The sequence below is a fragment of the Allobosea sp. TBD101 genome, assembly GCF_059817965.1.
The window spans coordinates 3565795-3584305 of the sequence record NZ_CM187543.1 but is presented as its reverse complement, the minus strand read 5'-3'; the positions used below and the strand labels follow the sequence as shown (position 1 = coordinate 3584305).

The following is an 18511-nucleotide window of genomic DNA, read 5'->3' as shown; positions in this document are numbered from 1 at the left end:
GAATTCCATGACAAGACCGGTTACAATCGCGCTCGATGCGATGGGCGGGGATCACGGCCCCGCCATCGTCATTCCCGGCGCCGCCCTGATGCTGGAACGTCGCCCGGATGCCCGCTTCGTCATTTTCGGTGACGAGAAGCAGGTGCTGCCGCTGATCGACCAGCATCCGAAGCTCAAGGCGGTCACGACCTTCCACCACACCGAGGTCTCGGTGAAGATGGACGACAAGCCGAGCCAGGCCTTGCGCTATGGCCGCTACAAGTCGTCGATGTGGCGTGCGATCGACGCGACCAAGACGGGGGAGGCGGATGTCACCGTCTCCGCCGGCAATACCGGCGCGCTGATGGCGATGTCGAAATTCTGCCTGAAGTCGATGCCGCAGGTCGACCGGCCGGCGATCGCCTGCCTGTGGCCGACCGCGCGCGGCGAGAGCATCGTGCTCGATGTCGGCGCCACGATCGGCGCGGATGCGCGCCACCTTGTCGACCTCGCGGTGATGGGCGCGGCCATGGCTCGCGTCGTGCTCGATCTCGACCGGCCGACGGTCGGCCTGCTCAATGTCGGCGTCGAGGAGATCAAGGGCGTCGAGGCGGTCAAGGAGGCCGGGCGCATCCTGCGCGAGAGCGACCTGCCGCATCTCGCCTATCACGGCTTCGTCGAGGGCGATGATCTCGGCAAGGGCACGGTCGACGTCGTCGTCACCGAGGGCTTCACCGGCAATATCGCGCTCAAGACCGCAGAGGGAACCGCTCGCCAGATCGCCGATTATCTTCGTGCGGCGATGAGCCGTTCGCTGATGGCCAAGATCGGCTATGTCTTCGCCCGCGGCGCCTTCGCGGCGCTGAAGGACAAGCTCGACCCGCGTAAATCGAATGGCGGCGTCTTCCTCGGACTGGAAGGCATCGTCATCAAGAGCCATGGCGGGACGGATGCGATCGGCTTCGCCAGCGCCGCCGAATTGGGCTATGAAATGGCACGCGAGGACCTGATGGCGAAGGTCCGCGAAATGGTCGCCGCGAGCACGCGTCCGGAGCTGACCGTCGCGCAGCCCGCCGAGGCGGAATAGGGAACAACCTTTTTGTCCATCCTGCGCTCTCAAGTCGTCGGCTGCGGCTCCTATCTGCCCGCGCGCATCGTCACCAATGCGGAGCTCGCCGCGCGCGTCGACACCAGCGACGAGTGGATCGTCCAGCGCACCGGCATCCGCCAGCGCCATGTCGCGGCCGATGACGAACCGACATCCATCGTCGGCCTCAAGGCCGCACAGGCGGCGATCACTGATGCCGGCATCGACCCCTCCGAGATCGACCTGATCATCGTCGCGACCGCGACGCCGGACCACACCTTTCCCGCGACCGCAACGCAGATCCAGGCGGCGCTGGGCATCACCGGCGGTGTGGCGTTCGACGTGCAGGCGGTCTGCTCCGGCTTTGTTTTTGCGCTGGCGACGGCCGACAAGTTCCTGACCACGGGCAGCGCGCGCGCCGCCCTCGTGATCGGCGCCGAGACCTTCTCGCGTATCCTCGACTGGGAGGATCGCGCGACCTGCGTGCTGTTCGGCGATGGCGCCGGCGCCGTGGTGCTCAAGGCCGCGCCGGGCGAGGGGACGCTGGCCGATCGCGGCATCCTGACCACCCATATCCGCTCGGACGGCCGCTACAAGGACAAGCTCTATGTCGATGGCGGTGCCGGCTCGACCAAGACGGTCGGCTTCCTGCGCATGGAAGGCAAGGAAGTCTTCCGCCATGCCGTCACCAACCTCGCCGAGACGGTGCGCCACACTTTCGAGCAGACCGGCCTGTCAGGCGCCGATATCGACTGGTTCGTGCCGCATCAGGCCAACCGCCGTATCATCGACGCGACGGCCGACAAGCTCGGCATCAGCCATGACCATGTCGTCGTCACCGTCGACCGTCACGGCAACACCTCGGCGGCCTCGATCCCGCTCGCCTTGGCCGAGGCTCATGCCGATGGCCGCATCAAGCGCGGCCAGCTCGTCCTGATCGAGGCGATGGGCGGCGGCTTCACCTGGGGCTCGGCCTTGATCCGCTGGTGACGTTGCGGCAATAAACCCACGAAAATTGTCATGAAACATCGCTATTTCGGGTCGAATCCGGCCTGAGGCGGCACAATGGCCGTCCTTGAGGATTGACCCGCGCGACGGGGGCGCCTAGCGTCCGCCGTCCGTAATGGCGAAAGGCCGGCGGTTTTCCGCTGCGCCTGCAATACGCCTTGGAGGATATGAATGGCGGGGCAAACGGTCACTCGTGCGGACCTGTGCGAGGCTGTCTACCAGAAGATCGGCTTGTCGCGGACGGAGTCGTCGAAGCTCGTCGAAGCGGTGCTCGACGAGATCTGCGACGCGGTCGCGCGCGGCGAGAATGTGAAGCTGTCTTCGTTCGGTTCTTTCGTCGTACGAGACAAAGGCGAGCGAATCGGGCGTAATCCCAAAACTGGCGTTGAGGTGCCCATCGAGCCGCGTCGCGTGATGGTGTTCAAACCCTCGAACGTGATGAAGGCCCGCATCAACGGGCAGTCAGGTGAGGGTGAGACTGAGTGAGCCTGGAGTTCCACGCCGGCGATACCGAGGCCGAATTGGACACCAAGAGCCCAGATGCCTTTCGGACTATCAGCGAGGTCGCCGAAGACCTCGACATACCCCAGCATGTGCTTCGATTCTGGGAAACCCGTTTCAACCAGATCAAGCCGCTGAAGCGTGGCGGCGGACGCCGCTACTACAGGCCTGACGACGTCGCTCTGCTCAAGGGCATCCGGCGCCTGCTCTATGGCGAAGGCTATACGATCAAGGGCCTCCAGCGCATTCTGAAGGAGCAGGGGCCGCGCCATGTCCAGGCGATCGGCCGCGGCGCGCCGATCGGGGCCATGAGCGGCGCTATGCCGGCTGCCGCGTCCGCAGGACCGGCCACCTTGCCGGGCGCCATGGCTGAGGCCGCGCCGGAGCAGATGGCGCCTTATCGGCAGCCTGTCCCCGAAGGGCTCGACGACGTCTCCATCCTGACCGCGGTCATGAAGGAACTCGGCGAGTGCCGGCGCATACTCGAACAGGCCCTGCAGCCGGCGCCTGACGCCGCCTGACGGCAGTAAGCGGCGCAACCGCCCGTCGCGCTACGTCCTCCGTATACGCGGCTGACGTCTTCGTTCGCAGCGGCAGCCCGAAAGCGGTCAGCTCTGTGGCGCTTCATCCGCTCCGGTGCGCTGGACCGGCTTGCTGCGAATGGTGGCCTTGTGCTTTCCGCGGCCAAGCGCGCCGGCTTTCTTGAGCGGGACCAGGCTGGCGAGCACCGGATTGGGATAATGCTCCAGCGTCGAGCCGGTTGCGGCATCGACGCCCATCCCGACAACGCCGCCGATCAGGATATTTCCAGCGAATCCGGCCGCGCCAGCGCCTGCAATGCGCGTGGAGACGGGCACCTGCATGTCGGCATAGCCTTCTTTCGAGAAGCTGACGACGAACTCGGATTTGCGGCTGACTTCCCAGGTGCAGGGCGTGGCCGTGCAGGCGTGCCCCAGCGACGAACGGGCTTCGGCGCCGCCCGGTTCGCTGCTGATGCTGATCTGGTTCGTTGTGCCGCGTGTGACGGTCGCGCAACCACCCAAGGCCGCAGCCACGGCGGCCGCGCCAAGAACTCGAATTATCAGCATGTTAAGCCCCTTACCCCGGCGATTAGCTAGGTTCGCTCGCGGCAGAAGAGCAAGGCGTACATGCGCGCCGGCTGTGCACAACTTGCACGCACGCCAGATTCGCAACCTTGATGTACCAGGGCCGCAACATAGGTTCGGGGAACCGGGAAAGATCTCGGTTGCCTGTTGGACGCGGCTCGTCGCGCCACATCACCGGGAGCGCCAGCATGGCCTGGTTCTATCTCTTCATTGCGGGCCTGTTCGAGATCGGCTGGGCCATCGGCCTGAAATACACGCAAGGCTTCACGCGGCTCGTCCCGACGTTGCTCACCGGCGCGAGCATGGTCGTCAGCCTCGGCCTGCTTGGCCTCGCCTTGAAATCGCTGCCCGTCGGCACGGCCTATGCGGTCTGGACCGGCATCGGCACGATCGGCACGGCGATCCTCGGCATCGCCCTGCTGGGCGAGCCGGCAGGCGCCTTGCGGCTGGCCTGCATCGGCCTGATCGTGGCCGGCATCGTCGGGCTCAAGCTGGTCTCGGCGTGAGCGCCAGGGCTCAGCTGCGCCGCCAGGATTCCGGCCAGTAGCCGCCGCGCTCCAGCAGCACGATCAGCACGATGACGGCCAGCGTGACCACGAGGGTCATGAGCTTCGCGTTCCAGGGCACGCCGCGGCCGACGAGCCAGATCAGGCTGAGGCCGATGATCAGCGGGATGACGATCTCCATAGCTTGAGCCTAACCCGCGCGCCGGCTGCGCAGCAATAGCTGCCGGGTTTGCGTGATGGCGCAGGGGAAGTCCGTCGGGAACTACCGCAGAGATCTCTCCATCGACGGAGGTCCTGATCCGGGTCGGCCGCCGATCGGGCGATCGCCCTCGACCAGCGGCTTCAATCGCGCGAGTTCGACCGCCAGGAAATCGAGGAAGAGTCTGACGCGTGGCGTGTGCCGCATGTCCGGATGGGTCAGCAGCCAGAGATCGGCGGCAAGGTCGGCGTCCGGCTCTCCCAGGCGTCTCAGGGCGGGACGCGTGTCGCCGATGAAACAGGGCAGGAAGCCGACGCCGATCCCGGCCTGGACCGCCTCGGCAAGGCCGAGCACCGTGTTGAGCCGGTAGACGACACGCTCCGGCGCGACATGGCGGGCGAGATAGCGCACCGCGCTCAGCATGGTGAACTGGTCGCCGAGCGAGACCCAGCTGCGCTCCCACAGGCTCTCGCGAGAAGGACGTTCGGCTTCGGGAAAGTCGACGGCGCGACCATAGAGCGCCCAGGCTATGCGGGCGGACTTGCGGCCGACCAGCGTCTCCGGCGGATGATCGGTGGCGCGGATCGCGACATCCGCATCGCGCTTGGAGAGGTTGGCGGCCTGGTTGCCGATCAGGATATCGAGCCGGATATCCGGGCACTGCTCAAGAAAACCGGCGAAGAGCGGCGTCAGCAGGTCGACCAGCAGGGAGTCGTTGGTGGCGACGCGCAATTCCCCGGCCGGCTTGATCTCCTGCCCGGCGAGCTTGCGGGCGAAGGCGGTGATGTCGTCGTCGACGCGGGCGGCGAGCTGGATCATCTCCTCGCCGGCCGGCGTCGCGACATAGCCGCTGCGATGGCGCTCGAACAGGCGGGTGCCGAGCGCCTCCTCGATCTGGCCGAGGCGGCGGAACACCGTCGAGTGATTGACGCCGAGCGCTGCCGCGGCTGCCGGCAGCGCCCGCTTGTCGGCGATCGCCTTGATCAGGCGGAAATCGTCCCAGGCCAGGGGCTTCGCGGCTTGATTCATCCGCTCACTCTCGGCCAAGGCGCGCGCCCCTTCAAGGCGGGTTCGCGTCACGCCAGCGCCGGCTTGGCGGCCGCCGCGGAGCCCGTGCGGGTCACGGCAAGCGCCCCGTCGCCGATCAGCACATGCGCCAGCGCGGTCAGGGCGAGGAAGGCGGGATATTCCCAGCCGCCATTCGGCGCATTGAAGACCCAGCCGTTCGGAGCGTGGATCGCGAGAGCGCCAAGCAGAACCGGCAGCAGCGCGGCCGAGACGAGGCGGCCATGGAAGCCGATGAGGATGGCGATGCCGCCGATGAGCTCGGCCAGCATGATCGGCCAGGCGAGGAAGCCCGGCAGGCCGACCTGCCCAAGGAAGCCGGTGAAGCCGGCGGGCGTGAAGATGACGAGCTTGAGATAGGCATGGGCGATGAACATCAGGCCAAGCGCGACGCGCAGGCCGAGGGCGCCATAAGGGGCGAGACGATTGTCGATCATGGGAAGTCTCCTGAAACGGGACCGGTTGGTCTCGGGTCAGAAGATTGGTCAGCCTTGTTCGCAAATCAAATTGTAGATTGGCGATAACGACATTGCGTGGATGCAATGAATTGTCTCTGGCGTTCGGCCGCCTTCATGCCGATCTTCCGGTCAACCGAGCGGATGTCGCTCATCGTGATCAGGAAAACGGAGGACCTCGCCATGCAGATCAACGGCCTTCACCACGTCACCGCCATCTCCGGTCCGGCGCGCCGCAATCTGGACTTCTATGCTCGCGTGCTCGGTCTGCGTCTCGTCAAGAAGACGGTGAACTTCGACGATCCCGGCACCTATCACCTCTATTTCGGCGATGTGGATGCCGCACCCGGCTCGATCCTGACGTTTTTCCCTTGGGAACATGCGTCGCCCGGCCGGCTCGGCGTCGGCGAGACGCAGGAGACGGTCTTCCGGGTTCCGGAAGGCTCGATCGGCTTCTGGGCTCATCGCTTCGTCGAGCAGGGCGTGCCGCATGAGGTGCCGGTGAAGCGTTTCGGCGAGACCGTGCTGAGCTTTCGCGACCCGGACGGCATGAGGCTCGCCCTTGTCGGCCTGCCGGGCGTCGAGAAGGAGCCCGCCTGGACTGACGGCGGCATTCCCGCCGAGCATGCGCTGCGCGGCTTCCATAGCGTCAGCCTGCTGCTGGCCGATGCCGCGCCGACCGGCGCCATCCTCAGTGACGTCTTCGGCTTCACGGAGATCGGCCGCGAGGGCACGCTGATCCGTTATGCCGCGAAGGGCACGGCGATCGGCGGGGTGATCGACCTGCGCGTCGCCGGTGGCTTCCTGCCGGCCCGGCAGGGCGCGGGCTCGGTCCACCATATCGCCTTCCGGGCGGCCGATGACGCCGCGCAGGAGGAGATGGTGCGCCGCCTTGTTCAGAACCATGGCATCAGCCCCACGGAACAGCGCGACCGGAACTATTTCCGCTCGGTCTATTTCCGCGAGCCCGGCCATGTCTTGTTCGAGATCGCGACGGATATTCCCGGCTTCGCGGTCGATGAGCCTGCCGCCGAACTCGGCCGTTCGCTGAAGCTGCCGCTCCAGTACGAGGCGCATCGCAAGGAGATCGAGGCGGTCCTGCCCGCTCTCGGCTGACGAGACCCGCCGCCCGCCATTCAGGCGGGCGGCGGAGCGACACCACAGCGCTCTGCCTGCTTGCCGCAAGGGGCAGGGCGCCTCCGCTTGATGAAGGGAGATGACCATGACCGCCACGACCGTCGATACCGATTTCATTCATGTCTTCGAGCCTGGCAGCGATCCGGCGCGCCGGCCGCTGCTGCTCCTGCACGGCACCGGCGGCGACGAGCGCGATCTTCTCTCGCTCGGCCGCACCGTCGCCCCTGGCGCGAGCCTGCTCTCGCCGCGCGGCAAGGTTCTGGAAGGTTCGGCGCCGCGCTTCTTCCGCCGTCTCGCGGAAGGCGTCTTCGACGAGGCCGATCTCAAGCGGCGCACCGACGAGCTGGCGGAATTCGTGCTGTGGGCGCGGGAGCGTTATGGCCTGCCGGCGCCGCTCGCGCTGGGCTTCTCCAACGGCGCCAATATCGCGGCGGCTCTTCTGCAGCAGCGGCCCGAAATCCTGGCCGGCGCCGCGCTTCTACGCGCGATGGTGCCTTTCGTGGAAGTGTCGGAAGCCGATCTCGCGGGCAAGCCCGTGCTGATCCTGTCGGGCGCGCTCGATCCGATCGTGCCGAAGACCGATGCCGAGGCGCTTGCCTGCCGGCTCTCTGGTAGCGGTGCGACGGTCGAGCACCGCATGCTGCCGGCAGGGCATGGGCTCGGCCAGGCCGATATCGGCTTGCTCAAGGACTGGCTGGCGCACCGCTGAGGGATCGCGGCATCGCGGAGATCGTTCTGCGATGCCGCGTCGTGCGAGCAAAACGGGCTTTGCCGGAGGCCCCTAGTCGATCAGGGGCATGAGGACGGCCATTGTGATGGCCAGAAGCACGAGCATGCGCAGCAGAACCGCCCGCTGGCTCGAAACCGGCATGTCCACCGAATGCGACACGGCACGCATCTTCGACCTCCCAATCGACGCTACGTCAGGGGATCGTGAAGCCTGACGTAACGTCTGGCAAGCCGGTTGACGATGCCGGGCAGTGGACAACTCTGCCCGCCCCGATCTCGCGCTCGAACCGGTGTGGCGAAGGCGACGGGCGCTTGTCGTCAGGCTTCGGCCATGACGCTCCCGATCGGGTCCGCCACGATGACGCGGCGCGCTTTGCTGGCCTGCTCGGCCATCAGGGCCTGGTCGATCCTGCGGCGATACTCGGCCCAGGAGCTCAGGCTCAATCCGCAATTGGCGCAGGAGACCACGCTGGCATCGCTGAGCGCGTGCGGAATCGAGACGCCCGGCGAGCCGCAATCCTCGCAATGGAACCAGTCTTGCTTCAACGCGATACCGTCCGTGGCCATTATTGACGCTACGGCAATCCGTGTGCCGTGCCGCCATCAAGGGCCATCGCAGATGACTATGGGCTGAACGCGGGACGCGCGGGGGCGGACCGGATCGCTACTCGACGGCCGTGGCCAGGTCGCGATGATCGATCTGTGCGACCCGCTCGGCTTCGTGGCTGCTCGAGACCAGGCGCAAATCGGGCCGGCCGGCCGGCTGCACTGAAGGAAGATCCTTCCGGTTGGCGGTGGCACGACGAATCTGGGCCCGTCGCGCGATGAGCGACATCTGATGCTTGTGTGTCATGGTGGAACTACCTGGAGCCGCACTTTCTTCATCGCATCGAAGCAAGTGTTCGAGCAGCCCCCATTTGGGGTATCTGCTTCCGCAGGCAGGCCTGCTGCCCTGATCAGATCACGAACATGAGGACCAGTGCCGCCGTTCCGTTGATCGCGGACAATAGCCAGTGCGGCACGGTGACGCCGATCACTGTCGCGGAAGCTCCATCCTGGTCGAGCATGAGCCCCTCACTCGGTTTCAGGACGAAAGCGCAGATCGGGCGCTGTCGCCCCCCATTTGGGAGAGGATCCCTACCGGGATGTGACGCCAGCCCGGGCAGTGCGTCTTGAACCGACGCAGAAAGAGCCGGGGACATCGCGAACGCGTCGATTGCGCGGCAAGGTGCGGGGTGGTGAAAGCCCCTCCCATGGGGATGAGAGTTTTCTTGTATCTGGCCGGGGATTCTCACCCGGTCGACCAGCATGTCGAGCAGGCTCTTCGTCGACGCCTTGCCGGGCAGGGTGTGCTGTTTCTTGGAGAACGCGACATCTGCGACGCGGATCGTGGGCTCGAGAAGCGAAAGTCGGCATTTGTACGCATGAGCGATCATTTCGCCGGAAAGCAGGTGATCGCGATCGGTCGATCCTCCGGCGGGCGCATCATCTCCCTTGCCGCCAGCGAAGGAGCGCCCCTGACGGCCATGGTGGCGCTGGGCTACCCGTTCCGCGCGCCCGGTTCAGATGAAGACCCGGCACGAACACGGCATCTGGCGTCGCTTCAGGTGCCATTCCTCATTTTGCAGGGCGAAGCCGACTATTATGGCGCAAGAGAGCTGGCGACGGAGCGGTATCCCCTCTCGCCGGCCGTGCGCATCGAGGCAATCGAGGCCGAACACGACCTGCATCTTTCGCAAGAGCAGTGGGACGTGATCGCGGCGCGAATCGTGCGACACGCCGATGAACAGCGATGGACCGCACGGCTGCAGCGGACGATATCGGGGCTCGCGAGGCGAATGTCCCGGTAGCTGGAGCCGCCGACCCGGCGCGAATAACGGAGACCTTGTGGAAGAGCCTTGTGCCGAGCCGCAGGGATTCTCGACATCATCCGCATGCCCGCGCAGCCGCAGTGCAGATCGCAACGGCTCGAAGCCGACGATTCTCGGGATGTAATGGTCGGAGCGAGAGGATTCGAACCTCCGACCCCTTGTCCCCCAGACAAGTGCGCTAACCGGGCTGCGCTACGCTCCGACGGGTCGGCTTATAGTGGTGAGGCGCGGCAGATGCAATGCGCTTCGATGCGATCATGAACAGTCTTGATGCTGGGCGCATGAAGCCGCCTTTCAGCAAGGCCGGCATGCGTTAACTGTTGTTTAACCTTCCCGTTGCGGCCGTCAGGCCCAGCAGCCAATGTCGTCTGGGGGCAGGGCACGCAGAAGCGGAGGCGATCATGACGATGGCAAGTCTTGCGATTGCAGGCTCCGGGCCGGGGCGCCGGGCTACGGCGCAGCCGGCCGGCTCGCTTGCGACCTTCTTCGGAGGGATCAAGCCCGACTGGCACTCGCAATGGGCCTGGGACCACTACGAGGCGACCATTCTCGGATTGGCGCATCAGTTCGGCCTGCGCAGCGTCTGCGAGATCGGCGGCGGGCGCGATCCGCTGTTCACCCAGGAGCAGGCCGCCCGCAACGGCATCGACCTCATCGTCAACGACATCGATGCCGGCGAGCTGGCCCTGACGGGGCGGGGGCTCAGGACCGCGCGCTTCGATATCGCCGGAGACCTCTCCGAGCCCGATGTCCGGCGTGGCGGCTACGACATGATGGTCTCCCGCATGGTCTTCGAGCATGTCGACGGGGTCGAGCGCGCCTGGCGCAACATCCATGAATTGCTGGCGCCGGGCGGTGTGGCGCTCGCCTTCTTCCCGACGCTGTGGGCGCCCGTCTTCGCACTGAACCACGTCCTGCCGGAAAAGGCCTCGCACGCCATCGTCCACGCCCTGTTCCCGGCGCGCCGCGATGGCGGCGGCGATCCGAAGTTTCCTGCGCTCTACGATGGATGCCGCGGCGACCCGGCCGTGCTCGAGCCGATGTTGAAGCGGGCCGGCTTTGCTGAGACCCATGTCCAGCGCTTCTGGGGGCATGGCTATTTCGACCGGATGCCGGGGCTGAAGCAGCTCGACCACGCCTTCAATGCAACGGCGGCGCGGATCGGCTGGAATCTCGTGACGACCTACGCCTATGTCGTCGTGCGCAAGGGCAGGGGCTGAGCGCTTTCCGTCTGCGTCGAACCGGCCCCGCGCGGGCGGACCATCGCGGAAGGGAAACGCACCCGGCGCCCGATCGGGCGCTCGACACAGCCGTAGAGGAGCACCGAGGTGAGCGCCGCGGCCGTCATCGCGAGGGCGATGTAGAGTTCCAGCGGCAGCGCTCCTCCGACCAGCTTGACCCAGACTTCCCGCAGCGGCCGCAAGGCGAAGGGATGGAAGAGGTAGAGGCTGTAGGACGCGTTGCCGAGGCCGGTGAGCAGCAGCGCCAATCGCGGCGGGGCTCCGCGATAGAGCGCCGCGCCGCCGACGATCAGGGCAGCGGGCAGGCCCCAGCGCAGAGCCGGCGCGATCGTCTCCTGTCCATCAAGTCCGAGAAACCTGAACATGCCGGCGAAGCCGAGGGCAACCAGCAGCACGGCGCTTGCGGCCGGCAGCCGGATACCCTGTCGATGGACAAGCGCCAGCAGGCAGCCGAACAGGAATTCGAGGATGATCTGCTGCGTCCAGAAGGCGAGCTGCACCTGCGCCGGCTTCAGGAGCGCGCCGGCCAGGGCGAGGCCGGAGATGACGAGCGCGAGCGCGATCATGCCGCGCCGCAGGGGCAAAAGCAGCGCGCCGGCAAACAGCACGTAGAAGAACATCTCCAGGTTCAGCGTCCAGCCCAGCGCCATCACCGGTCTGATCTCGTCGCCGCCGCGCAGGCTCGGGATGAAGAGATAGGAGGCGAGGATGTGCTGCCAGTCGCCGAACGGCACGTTGAGCAACTGGGGAGCGATCAAGCCTCCGATCAGCAGGATGCTGGTCAGGAGCCAGTAGAGCGGCACGATCCTGGCGATGCGTCGGGCGAGGAAAATCCGCCAGGCGCCCGGCCGGCCAAACAGGTCGGCCGAGGTATGGACCATGATGAAGCCGGAAATCACGAAGAAGATATCGACGCCGATACCCCAATACATGAAGGACGCGTCGATGGCGGGCAGGCCCACGCGCGGGCCGATGGCCTCCGTCTCATGGGCGGCATGGCCGAAGACCACCAGCAGTGCGGCGATCGCGCGCAGGGCCTGGATGGTCTCGATCTGACCACCCGGGGCATTCTCGCGGGTCGATGGCGCTGCTGCCGTCACGAGCGCTCCTCGCCGCCGCCGTCGCCTGGTCGCAATGCGGCCAGACCCCAGATCAGGCCCAGCATCAGATAGAGATGCCGCCAGTGGTCGCTGTCGATCTGGAAGCCCTGCAGGATGGTGACGAAAAGCACGGACCAGATCGCGATGGCATGCAGCTGTGTCGGGCCCGGCCGGAACACCACCCGCCAGCCGATATAGGAGGTTGCAACCATCAGGCTGGCCCAGGACAGCCCGCCGAGCCAGCCATAGGAGGCGAAGGCATTGATGTAGACATTGTGCGGGTCGGCCTGGTTGAAGATCCAGCGGAATTGCAGGGGCCCGAAGCCGTTGGGCGCATCGAGCAGCATCGGAATGGCGCGCAGCTGGTTGCCGAAGCGGCCGGTGACGCCCAGGTCATAGTCCTGGTTGAGGCTGGCGCGTGCATCGAAGACGTTGCGGATCTCCTCGAAGGAGAGCGCGACCAGCAGCGCTGCGAACGCCGCGGCGAGTGCCGCAAGCGACATCGTGACGATGCGCGCCCGGCGCGCGGCGTCGGACGCGGTCAGGAAGGTGAGAGCGACCATCAACGCCGCCGAGACGAGGAGCACGCCCCAGGCGCCACGGGAGAAGGTGAGAAACAGCGCGGCGAGCGGTACGCTGAGCGTGATGAGGCCGCGCAGCATGCCGACCTGACCGGTCAGTATCCGTTGCAGGACATAGACGATCGGCAGGGCGAGATAGGGCCCCAGCACGTTGGGGTCCTTGAAGGTGCCGGAGGCGCGGCCGTAGAGCGTGAAGGCCTGGCCGAGCCCGGCGATGTCGAAATAGCCGAGAAGTGCCGCCAATCCCGCGATCCAGGCAGCGAACAGGTAGCCGCGGCGCAGTGTCTCCAGCCTTCCGGCTGCATCCTGCGACATGATGCCGGCGATGAAGACTGCCGTGATCATCAGATAGACCGATACGGCGGTGAAGCGCACCGCGTCGCCGTCGCTCATCCAGGGAATGAGGGAGACGATGCCGCCGATATTGTAGCCAAGCAGCAGCACGGCGAGCGGCAGGAGCTTCTGGGAGAACCGGATGCCCGTCAGCGCGAAGACGAACAGCGCCAGCAGGAAGACGACCTCATACGGCGAGGGCTCGATCAGCGCGAGCCCGCTGGATGCACCGAGCAGCCACAAGATGCCGCGCTTGATCGCCGCGTAGGAGATCGTCAGTCGTTCGCCGCGCGGCGGGGTCTGCGCCAGCGTGCTCAATAGGCGTTCTCGTTCTTGGTCAGCAACGAGAACGGCGTCTTCAGCAGGATGTAGAGGTCCAGCAGCACGGACCAGTTCTCGATATAGTAGAGGTCGTGCTCGACGCGGCGCTGGATCTTCTCGTCGGTGTCGGTCTCGCCGCGCCAGCCGTTGATCTGGGCCCAGCCGGTGATGCCGGGCTTGACCTTGTGGCGCGCGAAATAGCCGTCCACGACCTGCTCATAGGCGCGGTTCGAGGCCTTGGCATGGATCGCATGCGGGCGCGGCCCGACCAGCGAGAGGTCGCCCTTGAAGACGACGTTCATGAGCTGCGGCAGTTCGTCGATCGAGGTCTTGCGGATGAAGCGGCCGACGCGGGTGACCCGCGGGTCGTCCTTGGTGACCTGCTTGGCCGCGGCATGGTCGGCCATGTCGTGGCGCAGCGAGCGGAACTTCAGGACGTCGACGGTCTCGTTGTTGAAGCCGTAGCGCTTCTGGCGGAAGAACACCGGCCCCTTGGAATCGAGCTTGATCGCGATCGCGGTCGCCAGCATCACCGGCGAGAGCGCGATCAGCGCGAGCGTGCCGACGACCTTGTCGAACGCCCATTTGACGACGATGTCCCAGTCGGCGATCGGCCGGTCGAAGACGTCGAGCACCGGCACGGCGCCGAAATAGGAATAGGAGCGTGGGCGCAGGCGCAGCTTCGACATGTGGGCGGAAAGGCGGATGTCGATCGGCAGCACCCAGAGCTTGCGCAGCATGGTCAGAAGCCGCGCTTCGGCCGAGATCGGCAGGGTGAAGATGACGAGATCGAGCTTGGTGCGGCGCGCGAACTCGACGAGATCGTCGATCGTGCCGAGCTTGGGATAGCCGGCGACGAGATCGGGCGAGCGCTCGTCGTTGCGGTCGTCGAACACGCCGCAGATGCGCAGGCCCGTATCTTTCTGGGTTTCCAGGGCGCGGATCAGGGCCTCGCCCGCTTCGCCGCCGCCGACGATCGCCGTACGCCGCTCCAGCCGGCCGCTGCGGGTGAGATAGCGCACGCCGGTCGTCATGATCACGCGCCCCGCGAGCAGGGCGCCGACGCCGGAGAAATAGAAGCCGATCAGCCAGACGCGCGAAACCTGATCGCCGATCTTCAGGAAGAAGAAGGCCGCGAGCGCGACCAGGAAGAGCATGGTCCAGCCGGTGACCAGCCTGACCGCGCTGCCGATGAAATGGCGCAGCGCGCCGATCGGGTAGAGCTGCAATGCCTGGAAGAGCGCCAGCGCGCCGAGAGCCAACGCCCCGACCGTCACCTGGTAAGGCAGCGTGTATTCGACCTTTCCGGCCGCATAGAGCCAGTAGATCAGCCCGCCCGTGCCGAGTACGGCGATCAGGTCGAGCAGCCGGGCCACGCCCTCGATCATAACCGGGGAGAGGGTCGGCTTGACGGGGATGGCCGCGATGCGTTCGGCCAGTGGATGGAAGCGCCGCGTCGGCCCTTTCTCGGTCCCGCCGAAGACATCCGGCGTCGCCGAGGCGGCCGCGTCCGCCTTCATCATATCGCGGACATCGAAAGTCCCCATAAGCCTACATCCTCAACTCGGAGCGCCGCGCCGGGGGTGCAGCGATCCCGGTTCGGCTCTACCCGAAATTGCTCACGGAACGTTTAATCGGACCGCTCGCTGTTTCGATGGATTCGTAAGCCTTCGAGCTCCGGCGGCGGCCCGCGCCGGACCCGTTTTGCACTCTGCGAAAACGCGATGGCGAAAAAGTGGATTTTGTCTTGGCCTGCCAGTGATTTGGCACAGGTCTAGAACGGTCGAAGAAGCCGCGATTTCCCGCAAGTGATTGTTATTGCAAGTGATCGTGAGTTGACAGATTGGATTGGCGTAGGCATATTGGCAATCGATGAGTGTCTGAGAAGCATATAACGCTCAAGAAGAGCGCCGCGCCTCGATAGGTTTTTTTCCTATGGCGTCGGTTGCTGGAGCAAAGCTCCGGCTCAGTCTTCTTTTTGGATCCGTCGATTTAAAACTCTAACGATTGCTTGGCTGTCCCTGCGTCGCACCCGCGACGTTCAGCGCCGGCTTTGCCCGTGTGCATCATGTCTTTTCATTGGTTGGTTCTGCTCGCGGCAATCGCCGTCGAGATCGTCGCGACGGCCGCGCTGAAGTCGGCCGTCTCCACCTCATGGCTCGTCGGCTCATTGCCGCTGGTCCTGATCGGCTTCTCCTTCATCCTGCTCAGCATCGCGCTGCGCGTCATCCCCATGGCGGTCGCCTATGCCGTCTGGGAAGGGCTCGGCATCGTCGGCATCGCGGTCATCGGCCATGTGCTCTTCGGCGAGCATCTGACCCCCGCGCGAGCGGCAGGGCTCGCCGCCATCCTGGCCGGCATTCTCCTCATCGAGAACGGAGTGGGGCACGAACGCAGCGAGGATCACGGGAGGCTCGCGTGAATGCCTCCTTTGTGCAGGCTGCGCCTGCCCTCTGGCTCGTGCTTGCCGTCGCGCTCGAAATCGGCGGCACCTATCTGCTTAAGCTCTCGGACGGCATGAGCCGTCGCATCATGGGCGCCGGCGGTATCGTTCTCGTCATGGGCGCCTTCGCCGCGCTCGCAAAGGCGATCGAGGGCATGGACCTCTCGGTGGCCTATGCGGTCTGGGGCGGGGCGGGGCTGGTGATCACCGCCGTCATCGGCGCGCTGGTCTTCGGCCAGCGCATCAGGCCGGCGGGCTGGCTCGGCATCCTGCTCGTGGTCTGCGGCGTCGTGGCGTTGAAGCTGGTCTGAGGTCTGTCGGAGCCACCTTTGTCATTCCGGGGCCTGCCGCAGGCGCGAACCCGGAACCCACGACTGGGTGAGAGATCTTGTGTCTCGTTGCCAGCGGCTCGCCCGGTCGTGGGTTCCGGGTTCTTCGCTGCGCGAAGCCCCGGAATGACAAGGGGCGCGTCAGACGATGCCGCGTGTCTTGAGTGCGTCGCGATAGCCGGCGATGACGCCGTCGACCATGTCGTCCAGGCGGAAATTCTGCCGGACATGGCCGGCGAGATCCGCCGCCTGGGCGAGGCGCTCGGGCCCCGGTGTCTCCAGCATCGCCCGGATCGCCCCGGCAAGGATCGCCGGGTCGTCGGCCGGGATCAGGCGCTGGCGATGGTTGGGGCCGTAGATCTCGCCGATACCGCCGACATCGGTCGAAATCAGCGGCTGCGCGGCCGCTGCCGCTTCCAGGATGACGTAGGGCAGGGACTCGGCTCGCGACGGGATGACCATCGCGCGGGCGCGCGCCAGTGCTTTGCGGATGGGGGCCGGCGGCTCGAAGGCGCACTGGTCGGCAATGCCGCGCTCGCGCGTCATCTGCTTCAGTTCGCTTTCGTCCGGGCCCGAACCGACGATGAGGATGCGCGGCGTCAGCCCGTCCCGACGGCGCAGCAGCGCCAGCGCATCGATCAGGGTGTCGACGCCCTTGGCCGAGCGCAGCTCGCCCAGATAGAGCAGATCGAATTCGGCGGCCTCGTGATCGATCGGCTCGAATTCCGCGTCGGAAACCCCGTTGAGCACGATGCGATGATCCGTGCGCGGCAGGTGGCCGATATGGGCTTCGAAGCGGCCGGCGATGAAGCGGCTCTCGAACAGGAACATGTCGGTCGCGCCTTCGAGCAGGCGCTCGACGCTCATATAGACCTTATGCTCCACGCCGCCGGGCTTGTAGTTGAAGCTGCCGCCATGGGGCGTGTAGGCGGTAACATAGCGCCGGCCGGGCGAAAACAGCGCGGGGATGCGGCCATAGACCCCGCCCTTCGAGCCGTGGCAATGCACCACGTCCGGCGCGAGGCGTCGCCGCAGCGAGATCTCGGAAAACTGGGCCTTGAGGTCGGTGGCGTTCGGGTAGCGCGACATCGGCACCCGGGTCACGCCCAGCGCCAGCCGGCCGGCGAGCTCGCGGAAGACCGCGTCGGCCCGCGCTCCGCCGGTGCTGGAATCACAGAAGATGCCGACGTTGTGGCCGCGCTCGACCTGGCCGCGCGCGACATCGAGGACATGCCGGAACAGCCCGCCGAGCGGCGCGCGGAAGACATGCAGGATTTTCAGGGGGCGGGCGGCGAGATTGTCCGTCATCGAGCGCGCCGCAATCTCAGAACCAGCGTTCCTTGATGACGATCGTATCGCCGGGCTGCACCGGATAGGTGATCGGCACGGTCGCGGTCACGGTCTGGCCGTCGATCTGGCGCGTCACCTCGGCCGTGGAGCGCTGGCCGCGCGGCGTGAAGCCGCCGGCGATCGCGACCGCCGTCTGCACGGTCATGCCGTTAACATAGGGGAACTGGCCGGATTGGGTGACTTCGCCGAGCACGAAGAAGGGGCGGTATGTGTCGACCTCGACCGAAACCTTGGGCTCGCGCAGATAGCCGCCGCGCAGCTTGGCCTCGATCGCCTGGGCGAGATGCTGCGTCGTGCGTCCTTGCGCCTCGACCGAGCCGATCAGCGGCATCGCGATGCGCCCGGCGCCGTCGACGGCATAGATGTTGGAGAGATTGTCCTGCCCGAACACGATGACGCGCAGCCGGTCGCCGCTGGCCAGCCGATAAGGGCCGGCCGGCTCGGCGAGCGCATAGTCCGCCGCCGGATAGCGGGGCGCGCAGGCTCCCGCAGTCATGGCGGCAGCCAAGGCGAGAGAGGCGAGGCGTCGACTCATCACTGGCTTACCCGTGCAGAACTGGCCCGATCTTTAGACTCGACATGGTTAACAAAGGCTTCCCGCGAGGCGTTGCGGGCATCGATCGACCGGCCGCGTTGCCGCGTCTGGCTGCTTCGGATCGTTCGGGGGAGGGCGCGCAAAAAACGCTGCCGACTGCGAGGCTGTGGGGGTAGCTGCAGTCGGCAGCGGCCCGATCATGGCGACACGTTTGGTCGAGCGAGCCGAGATTCGCTTCTCCCGCTGAATGGCCGGTGAAGCCGCCGTTCAGAATAGCGGTAATGATCCGTTAAGCTTCCTTACCGGGCGCCGGGTCTCTCGCGCAGAATTTGCCGATTGCGAGCTGTCGAGAGGGACTGCGCCGGCAGGTGGGCGCGGTCGTCGTTTACGATCGAGAGGGTGGCCTTGCCGAAAATTCTGCTGCGCCGGCCCGTCCCTCCTGTGTGAAATCAAGGCGCCACGCGACTTTGATTGCGGCGCAAGGCCCGGTCGAAGCCGGGGTTTCCTGCGGCCGAATCGCCCCGGACGGCCGGCGCCCGAAGCGGGGGCGGGAGACGGCAAGGGCCAAAGCGGGGCCGCCATCCCGCCGGCATTTACCCGGCGATAACCTTACTGAGCTTTCAATGTCGCCCGCG

At 66.1% G+C, this 18511-nt stretch carries 22 protein-coding genes and 1 tRNA gene; 11 read left to right on the top strand and 12 right to left on the bottom strand.

The window, feature by feature from the left end:
- Positions 1-7 precede the first annotated feature (7 nt).
- The 4 genes from plsX to AC6RIC_RS17405 all read left to right on the top strand — a co-directional run bounded on the left by plsX (position 8) and on the right by AC6RIC_RS17405 (position 3096).
- A complete protein-coding gene (gene plsX / locus AC6RIC_RS17420) occupies positions 8-1066 on the top strand; it encodes a phosphate acyltransferase PlsX (RefSeq protein ID WP_454657433.1) in 1059 nt (352 codons plus the stop codon).
- 12 nt (positions 1067-1078) lie between these two features.
- The gene (locus tag AC6RIC_RS17415) at positions 1079-2056 is read left to right on the top strand and encodes a beta-ketoacyl-ACP synthase III (RefSeq protein ID WP_499733260.1); all 978 of its coding nucleotides are present in this window, start codon (positions 1079-1081) and stop codon (positions 2054-2056) included.
- Between the two features lie 189 nt (positions 2057-2245).
- A complete protein-coding gene (locus AC6RIC_RS17410) occupies positions 2246-2560 on the top strand; it encodes an integration host factor subunit alpha (protein WP_055726295.1) in 315 nt (104 codons plus the stop codon).
- Complete coding sequence (locus AC6RIC_RS17405; RefSeq protein WP_499733259.1) at positions 2557-3096, top strand: MerR family transcriptional regulator; 540 nt, start codon at positions 2557-2559, stop codon at positions 3094-3096. Before AC6RIC_RS17410 ends, AC6RIC_RS17405 begins: the two co-directional genes overlap by 4 nt.
- 87 nt (positions 3097-3183) lie before the next feature.
- On the opposite strand, the gene AC6RIC_RS17400 is transcribed toward AC6RIC_RS17405, so the two are convergent.
- Positions 3184-3630, bottom strand: coding sequence for a translation initiation factor 2 (locus AC6RIC_RS17400; RefSeq protein WP_499733258.1), 447 nt, complete (start codon positions 3628-3630; stop codon positions 3184-3186).
- A 239-nt stretch (positions 3631-3869) separates the two neighbouring features.
- Between AC6RIC_RS17400 and sugE the strand changes: the two genes are divergently transcribed.
- Positions 3870-4187, top strand: a complete 318-nt coding sequence (gene sugE / locus AC6RIC_RS17395; protein WP_499733257.1) for a quaternary ammonium compound efflux SMR transporter SugE — start codon at positions 3870-3872, stop codon at positions 4185-4187.
- 10 nt (positions 4188-4197) lie between these two features.
- Here the strand turns inward: sugE and AC6RIC_RS17390 are convergent, their stop codons facing one another.
- The 3 genes from AC6RIC_RS17390 to AC6RIC_RS17380 all read right to left on the bottom strand — a co-directional run bounded on the left by AC6RIC_RS17390 (position 4198) and on the right by AC6RIC_RS17380 (position 5888).
- A complete protein-coding gene (locus tag AC6RIC_RS17390; RefSeq protein WP_454657429.1) occupies positions 4198-4368 on the bottom strand; it encodes a hypothetical protein in 171 nt (56 codons plus the stop codon).
- Positions 4369-4449: 81 nt separating this feature from the next.
- The gene (locus AC6RIC_RS17385; RefSeq protein WP_454657428.1) at positions 4450-5415 is read right to left on the bottom strand and encodes a LysR family transcriptional regulator; all 966 of its coding nucleotides are present in this window, start codon (positions 5413-5415) and stop codon (positions 4450-4452) included.
- 47 nt (positions 5416-5462) lie between these two features.
- Complete coding sequence (locus tag AC6RIC_RS17380; RefSeq protein WP_454657427.1) at positions 5463-5888, bottom strand: DoxX family protein; 426 nt, start codon at positions 5886-5888, stop codon at positions 5463-5465.
- 201 nt (positions 5889-6089) lie between these two features.
- On the opposite strand from AC6RIC_RS17380, the gene AC6RIC_RS17375 reads away from it, so the two are divergent.
- A complete protein-coding gene (locus tag AC6RIC_RS17375; protein ID WP_499736620.1) occupies positions 6090-7022 on the top strand; it encodes a ring-cleaving dioxygenase in 933 nt (310 codons plus the stop codon).
- Positions 7023-7128: 106 nt separating this feature from the next.
- Positions 7129-7752, top strand: a complete 624-nt coding sequence (locus AC6RIC_RS17370) for an alpha/beta hydrolase (RefSeq protein WP_499733256.1) — start codon at positions 7129-7131, stop codon at positions 7750-7752.
- A gap of 338 nt (positions 7753-8090) precedes the next feature.
- Here the strand turns inward: AC6RIC_RS17370 and AC6RIC_RS17365 are convergent, their stop codons facing one another.
- Positions 8091-8339, bottom strand: coding sequence for a hypothetical protein (locus AC6RIC_RS17365; RefSeq protein ID WP_454657425.1), 249 nt, complete (start codon positions 8337-8339; stop codon positions 8091-8093).
- Between the two features lie 97 nt (positions 8340-8436).
- Positions 8437-8607 (bottom strand): hypothetical protein, encoded by a 171-nt coding sequence (locus AC6RIC_RS17360; RefSeq protein WP_499733255.1) that lies wholly within the window; start codon positions 8605-8607, stop codon positions 8437-8439.
- A 436-nt stretch (positions 8608-9043) separates the two neighbouring features.
- On the opposite strand from AC6RIC_RS17360, the gene AC6RIC_RS17355 reads away from it, so the two are divergent.
- On the top strand, positions 9044-9622 hold the full coding sequence (locus tag AC6RIC_RS17355; protein ID WP_499733254.1) for an alpha/beta family hydrolase: 579 nt from the start codon (positions 9044-9046) through the stop codon (positions 9620-9622).
- Positions 9623-9767: 145 nt separating this feature from the next.
- Here the strand turns inward: AC6RIC_RS17355 and AC6RIC_RS17350 are convergent.
- Positions 9768-9845 (bottom strand) — tRNA-Pro (locus tag AC6RIC_RS17350).
- A 199-nt stretch (positions 9846-10044) separates the two neighbouring features.
- Here AC6RIC_RS17350 and AC6RIC_RS17345 point away from each other — a divergent pair.
- Positions 10045-10863: a class I SAM-dependent methyltransferase gene (locus tag AC6RIC_RS17345; protein ID WP_499733253.1), complete on the top strand. Its 819-nt coding sequence runs from the start codon at positions 10045-10047 to the stop codon at positions 10861-10863.
- Here AC6RIC_RS17345 and AC6RIC_RS17340 read toward each other — a convergent pair.
- From AC6RIC_RS17340 to AC6RIC_RS17330, 3 genes are read right to left on the bottom strand one after another with little or no spacing between them, the layout of a single operon-like run.
- A complete protein-coding gene (locus AC6RIC_RS17340; RefSeq protein ID WP_454657421.1) occupies positions 10833-11984 on the bottom strand; it encodes an acyltransferase family protein in 1152 nt (383 codons plus the stop codon). The genes AC6RIC_RS17345 and AC6RIC_RS17340 overlap by 31 nt on opposite strands.
- A complete protein-coding gene (locus tag AC6RIC_RS17335; RefSeq protein WP_499733252.1) occupies positions 11981-13216 on the bottom strand; it encodes an O-antigen ligase family protein in 1236 nt (411 codons plus the stop codon). Before AC6RIC_RS17335 ends, AC6RIC_RS17340 begins: the two co-directional genes overlap by 4 nt.
- The gene (locus AC6RIC_RS17330; RefSeq protein ID WP_454657419.1) at positions 13213-14766 is read right to left on the bottom strand and encodes an undecaprenyl-phosphate glucose phosphotransferase; all 1554 of its coding nucleotides are present in this window, start codon (positions 14764-14766) and stop codon (positions 13213-13215) included. The genes AC6RIC_RS17335 and AC6RIC_RS17330 overlap by 4 nt, the downstream gene beginning before the upstream one ends.
- A 521-nt stretch (positions 14767-15287) precedes the next feature.
- Here AC6RIC_RS17330 and AC6RIC_RS17325 point away from each other — a divergent pair.
- Both AC6RIC_RS17325 and AC6RIC_RS17320 read left to right on the top strand, forming a co-directional pair.
- A complete protein-coding gene (locus tag AC6RIC_RS17325; RefSeq protein ID WP_499733251.1) occupies positions 15288-15641 on the top strand; it encodes a DMT family transporter in 354 nt (117 codons plus the stop codon).
- On the top strand, positions 15638-15973 hold the full coding sequence (locus AC6RIC_RS17320) for an SMR family transporter (RefSeq protein WP_499733250.1): 336 nt from the start codon (positions 15638-15640) through the stop codon (positions 15971-15973). Before AC6RIC_RS17325 ends, AC6RIC_RS17320 begins: the two co-directional genes overlap by 4 nt.
- A gap of 159 nt (positions 15974-16132) precedes the next feature.
- Here AC6RIC_RS17320 and AC6RIC_RS17315 read toward each other — a convergent pair whose 3' ends face one another.
- Positions 16133-17299: a glycosyltransferase gene (locus AC6RIC_RS17315; RefSeq protein WP_499733249.1), complete on the bottom strand. Its 1167-nt coding sequence runs from the start codon at positions 17297-17299 to the stop codon at positions 16133-16135.
- Between the two features lie 16 nt (positions 17300-17315).
- Positions 17316-17876: a polysaccharide biosynthesis/export family protein gene (locus AC6RIC_RS17310; RefSeq protein ID WP_454657415.1), complete on the bottom strand. Its 561-nt coding sequence runs from the start codon at positions 17874-17876 to the stop codon at positions 17316-17318.
- Positions 17877-18511 lie beyond the last annotated feature (635 nt).

Bases quoted from the DNA above. Each gene is read 5' to 3' on its own strand.
- AC6RIC_RS17410 (WP_055726295.1), top strand. From the start codon at position 2,246: ATGGCGGGGCAAACGGTCACTCGTGCGGACCTGTGCGAGGCTGTCTAC.
- AC6RIC_RS17375 (WP_499736620.1), top strand. From the start codon at position 6,090: ATGCAGATCAACGGCCTTCACCACGTCACCGCCATCTCCGGTCCGGCG.
- AC6RIC_RS17315 (WP_499733249.1), bottom strand. From the start codon at position 17,299: ATGACGGACAATCTCGCCGCCCGCCCCCTGAAAATCCTGCATGTCTTC.
- plsX (WP_454657433.1), top strand. From the start codon at position 8: ATGACAAGACCGGTTACAATCGCGCTCGATGCGATGGGCGGGGATCAC.
- AC6RIC_RS17330 (WP_454657419.1), bottom strand. From the start codon at position 14,766: ATGGGGACTTTCGATGTCCGCGATATGATGAAGGCGGACGCGGCCGCC.
- AC6RIC_RS17380 (WP_454657427.1), bottom strand. From the start codon at position 5,888: ATGATCGACAATCGTCTCGCCCCTTATGGCGCCCTCGGCCTGCGCGTC.
- AC6RIC_RS17345 (WP_499733253.1), top strand. From the start codon at position 10,045: ATGACGATGGCAAGTCTTGCGATTGCAGGCTCCGGGCCGGGGCGCCGG.
- sugE (WP_499733257.1), top strand. From the start codon at position 3,870: ATGGCCTGGTTCTATCTCTTCATTGCGGGCCTGTTCGAGATCGGCTGG.
- AC6RIC_RS17325 (WP_499733251.1), top strand. From the start codon at position 15,288: ATGTCTTTTCATTGGTTGGTTCTGCTCGCGGCAATCGCCGTCGAGATC.
- AC6RIC_RS17370 (WP_499733256.1), top strand. From the start codon at position 7,129: ATGACCGCCACGACCGTCGATACCGATTTCATTCATGTCTTCGAGCCT.
- AC6RIC_RS17390 (WP_454657429.1), bottom strand. From the start codon at position 4,368: ATGGAGATCGTCATCCCGCTGATCATCGGCCTCAGCCTGATCTGGCTC.
- AC6RIC_RS17365 (WP_454657425.1), bottom strand. From the start codon at position 8,339: ATGGCCACGGACGGTATCGCGTTGAAGCAAGACTGGTTCCATTGCGAG.
- AC6RIC_RS17385 (WP_454657428.1), bottom strand. From the start codon at position 5,415: ATGAATCAAGCCGCGAAGCCCCTGGCCTGGGACGATTTCCGCCTGATC.
- AC6RIC_RS17310 (WP_454657415.1), bottom strand. From the start codon at position 17,876: ATGAGTCGACGCCTCGCCTCTCTCGCCTTGGCTGCCGCCATGACTGCG.
- AC6RIC_RS17360 (WP_499733255.1), bottom strand. From the start codon at position 8,607: ATGTCGCTCATCGCGCGACGGGCCCAGATTCGTCGTGCCACCGCCAAC.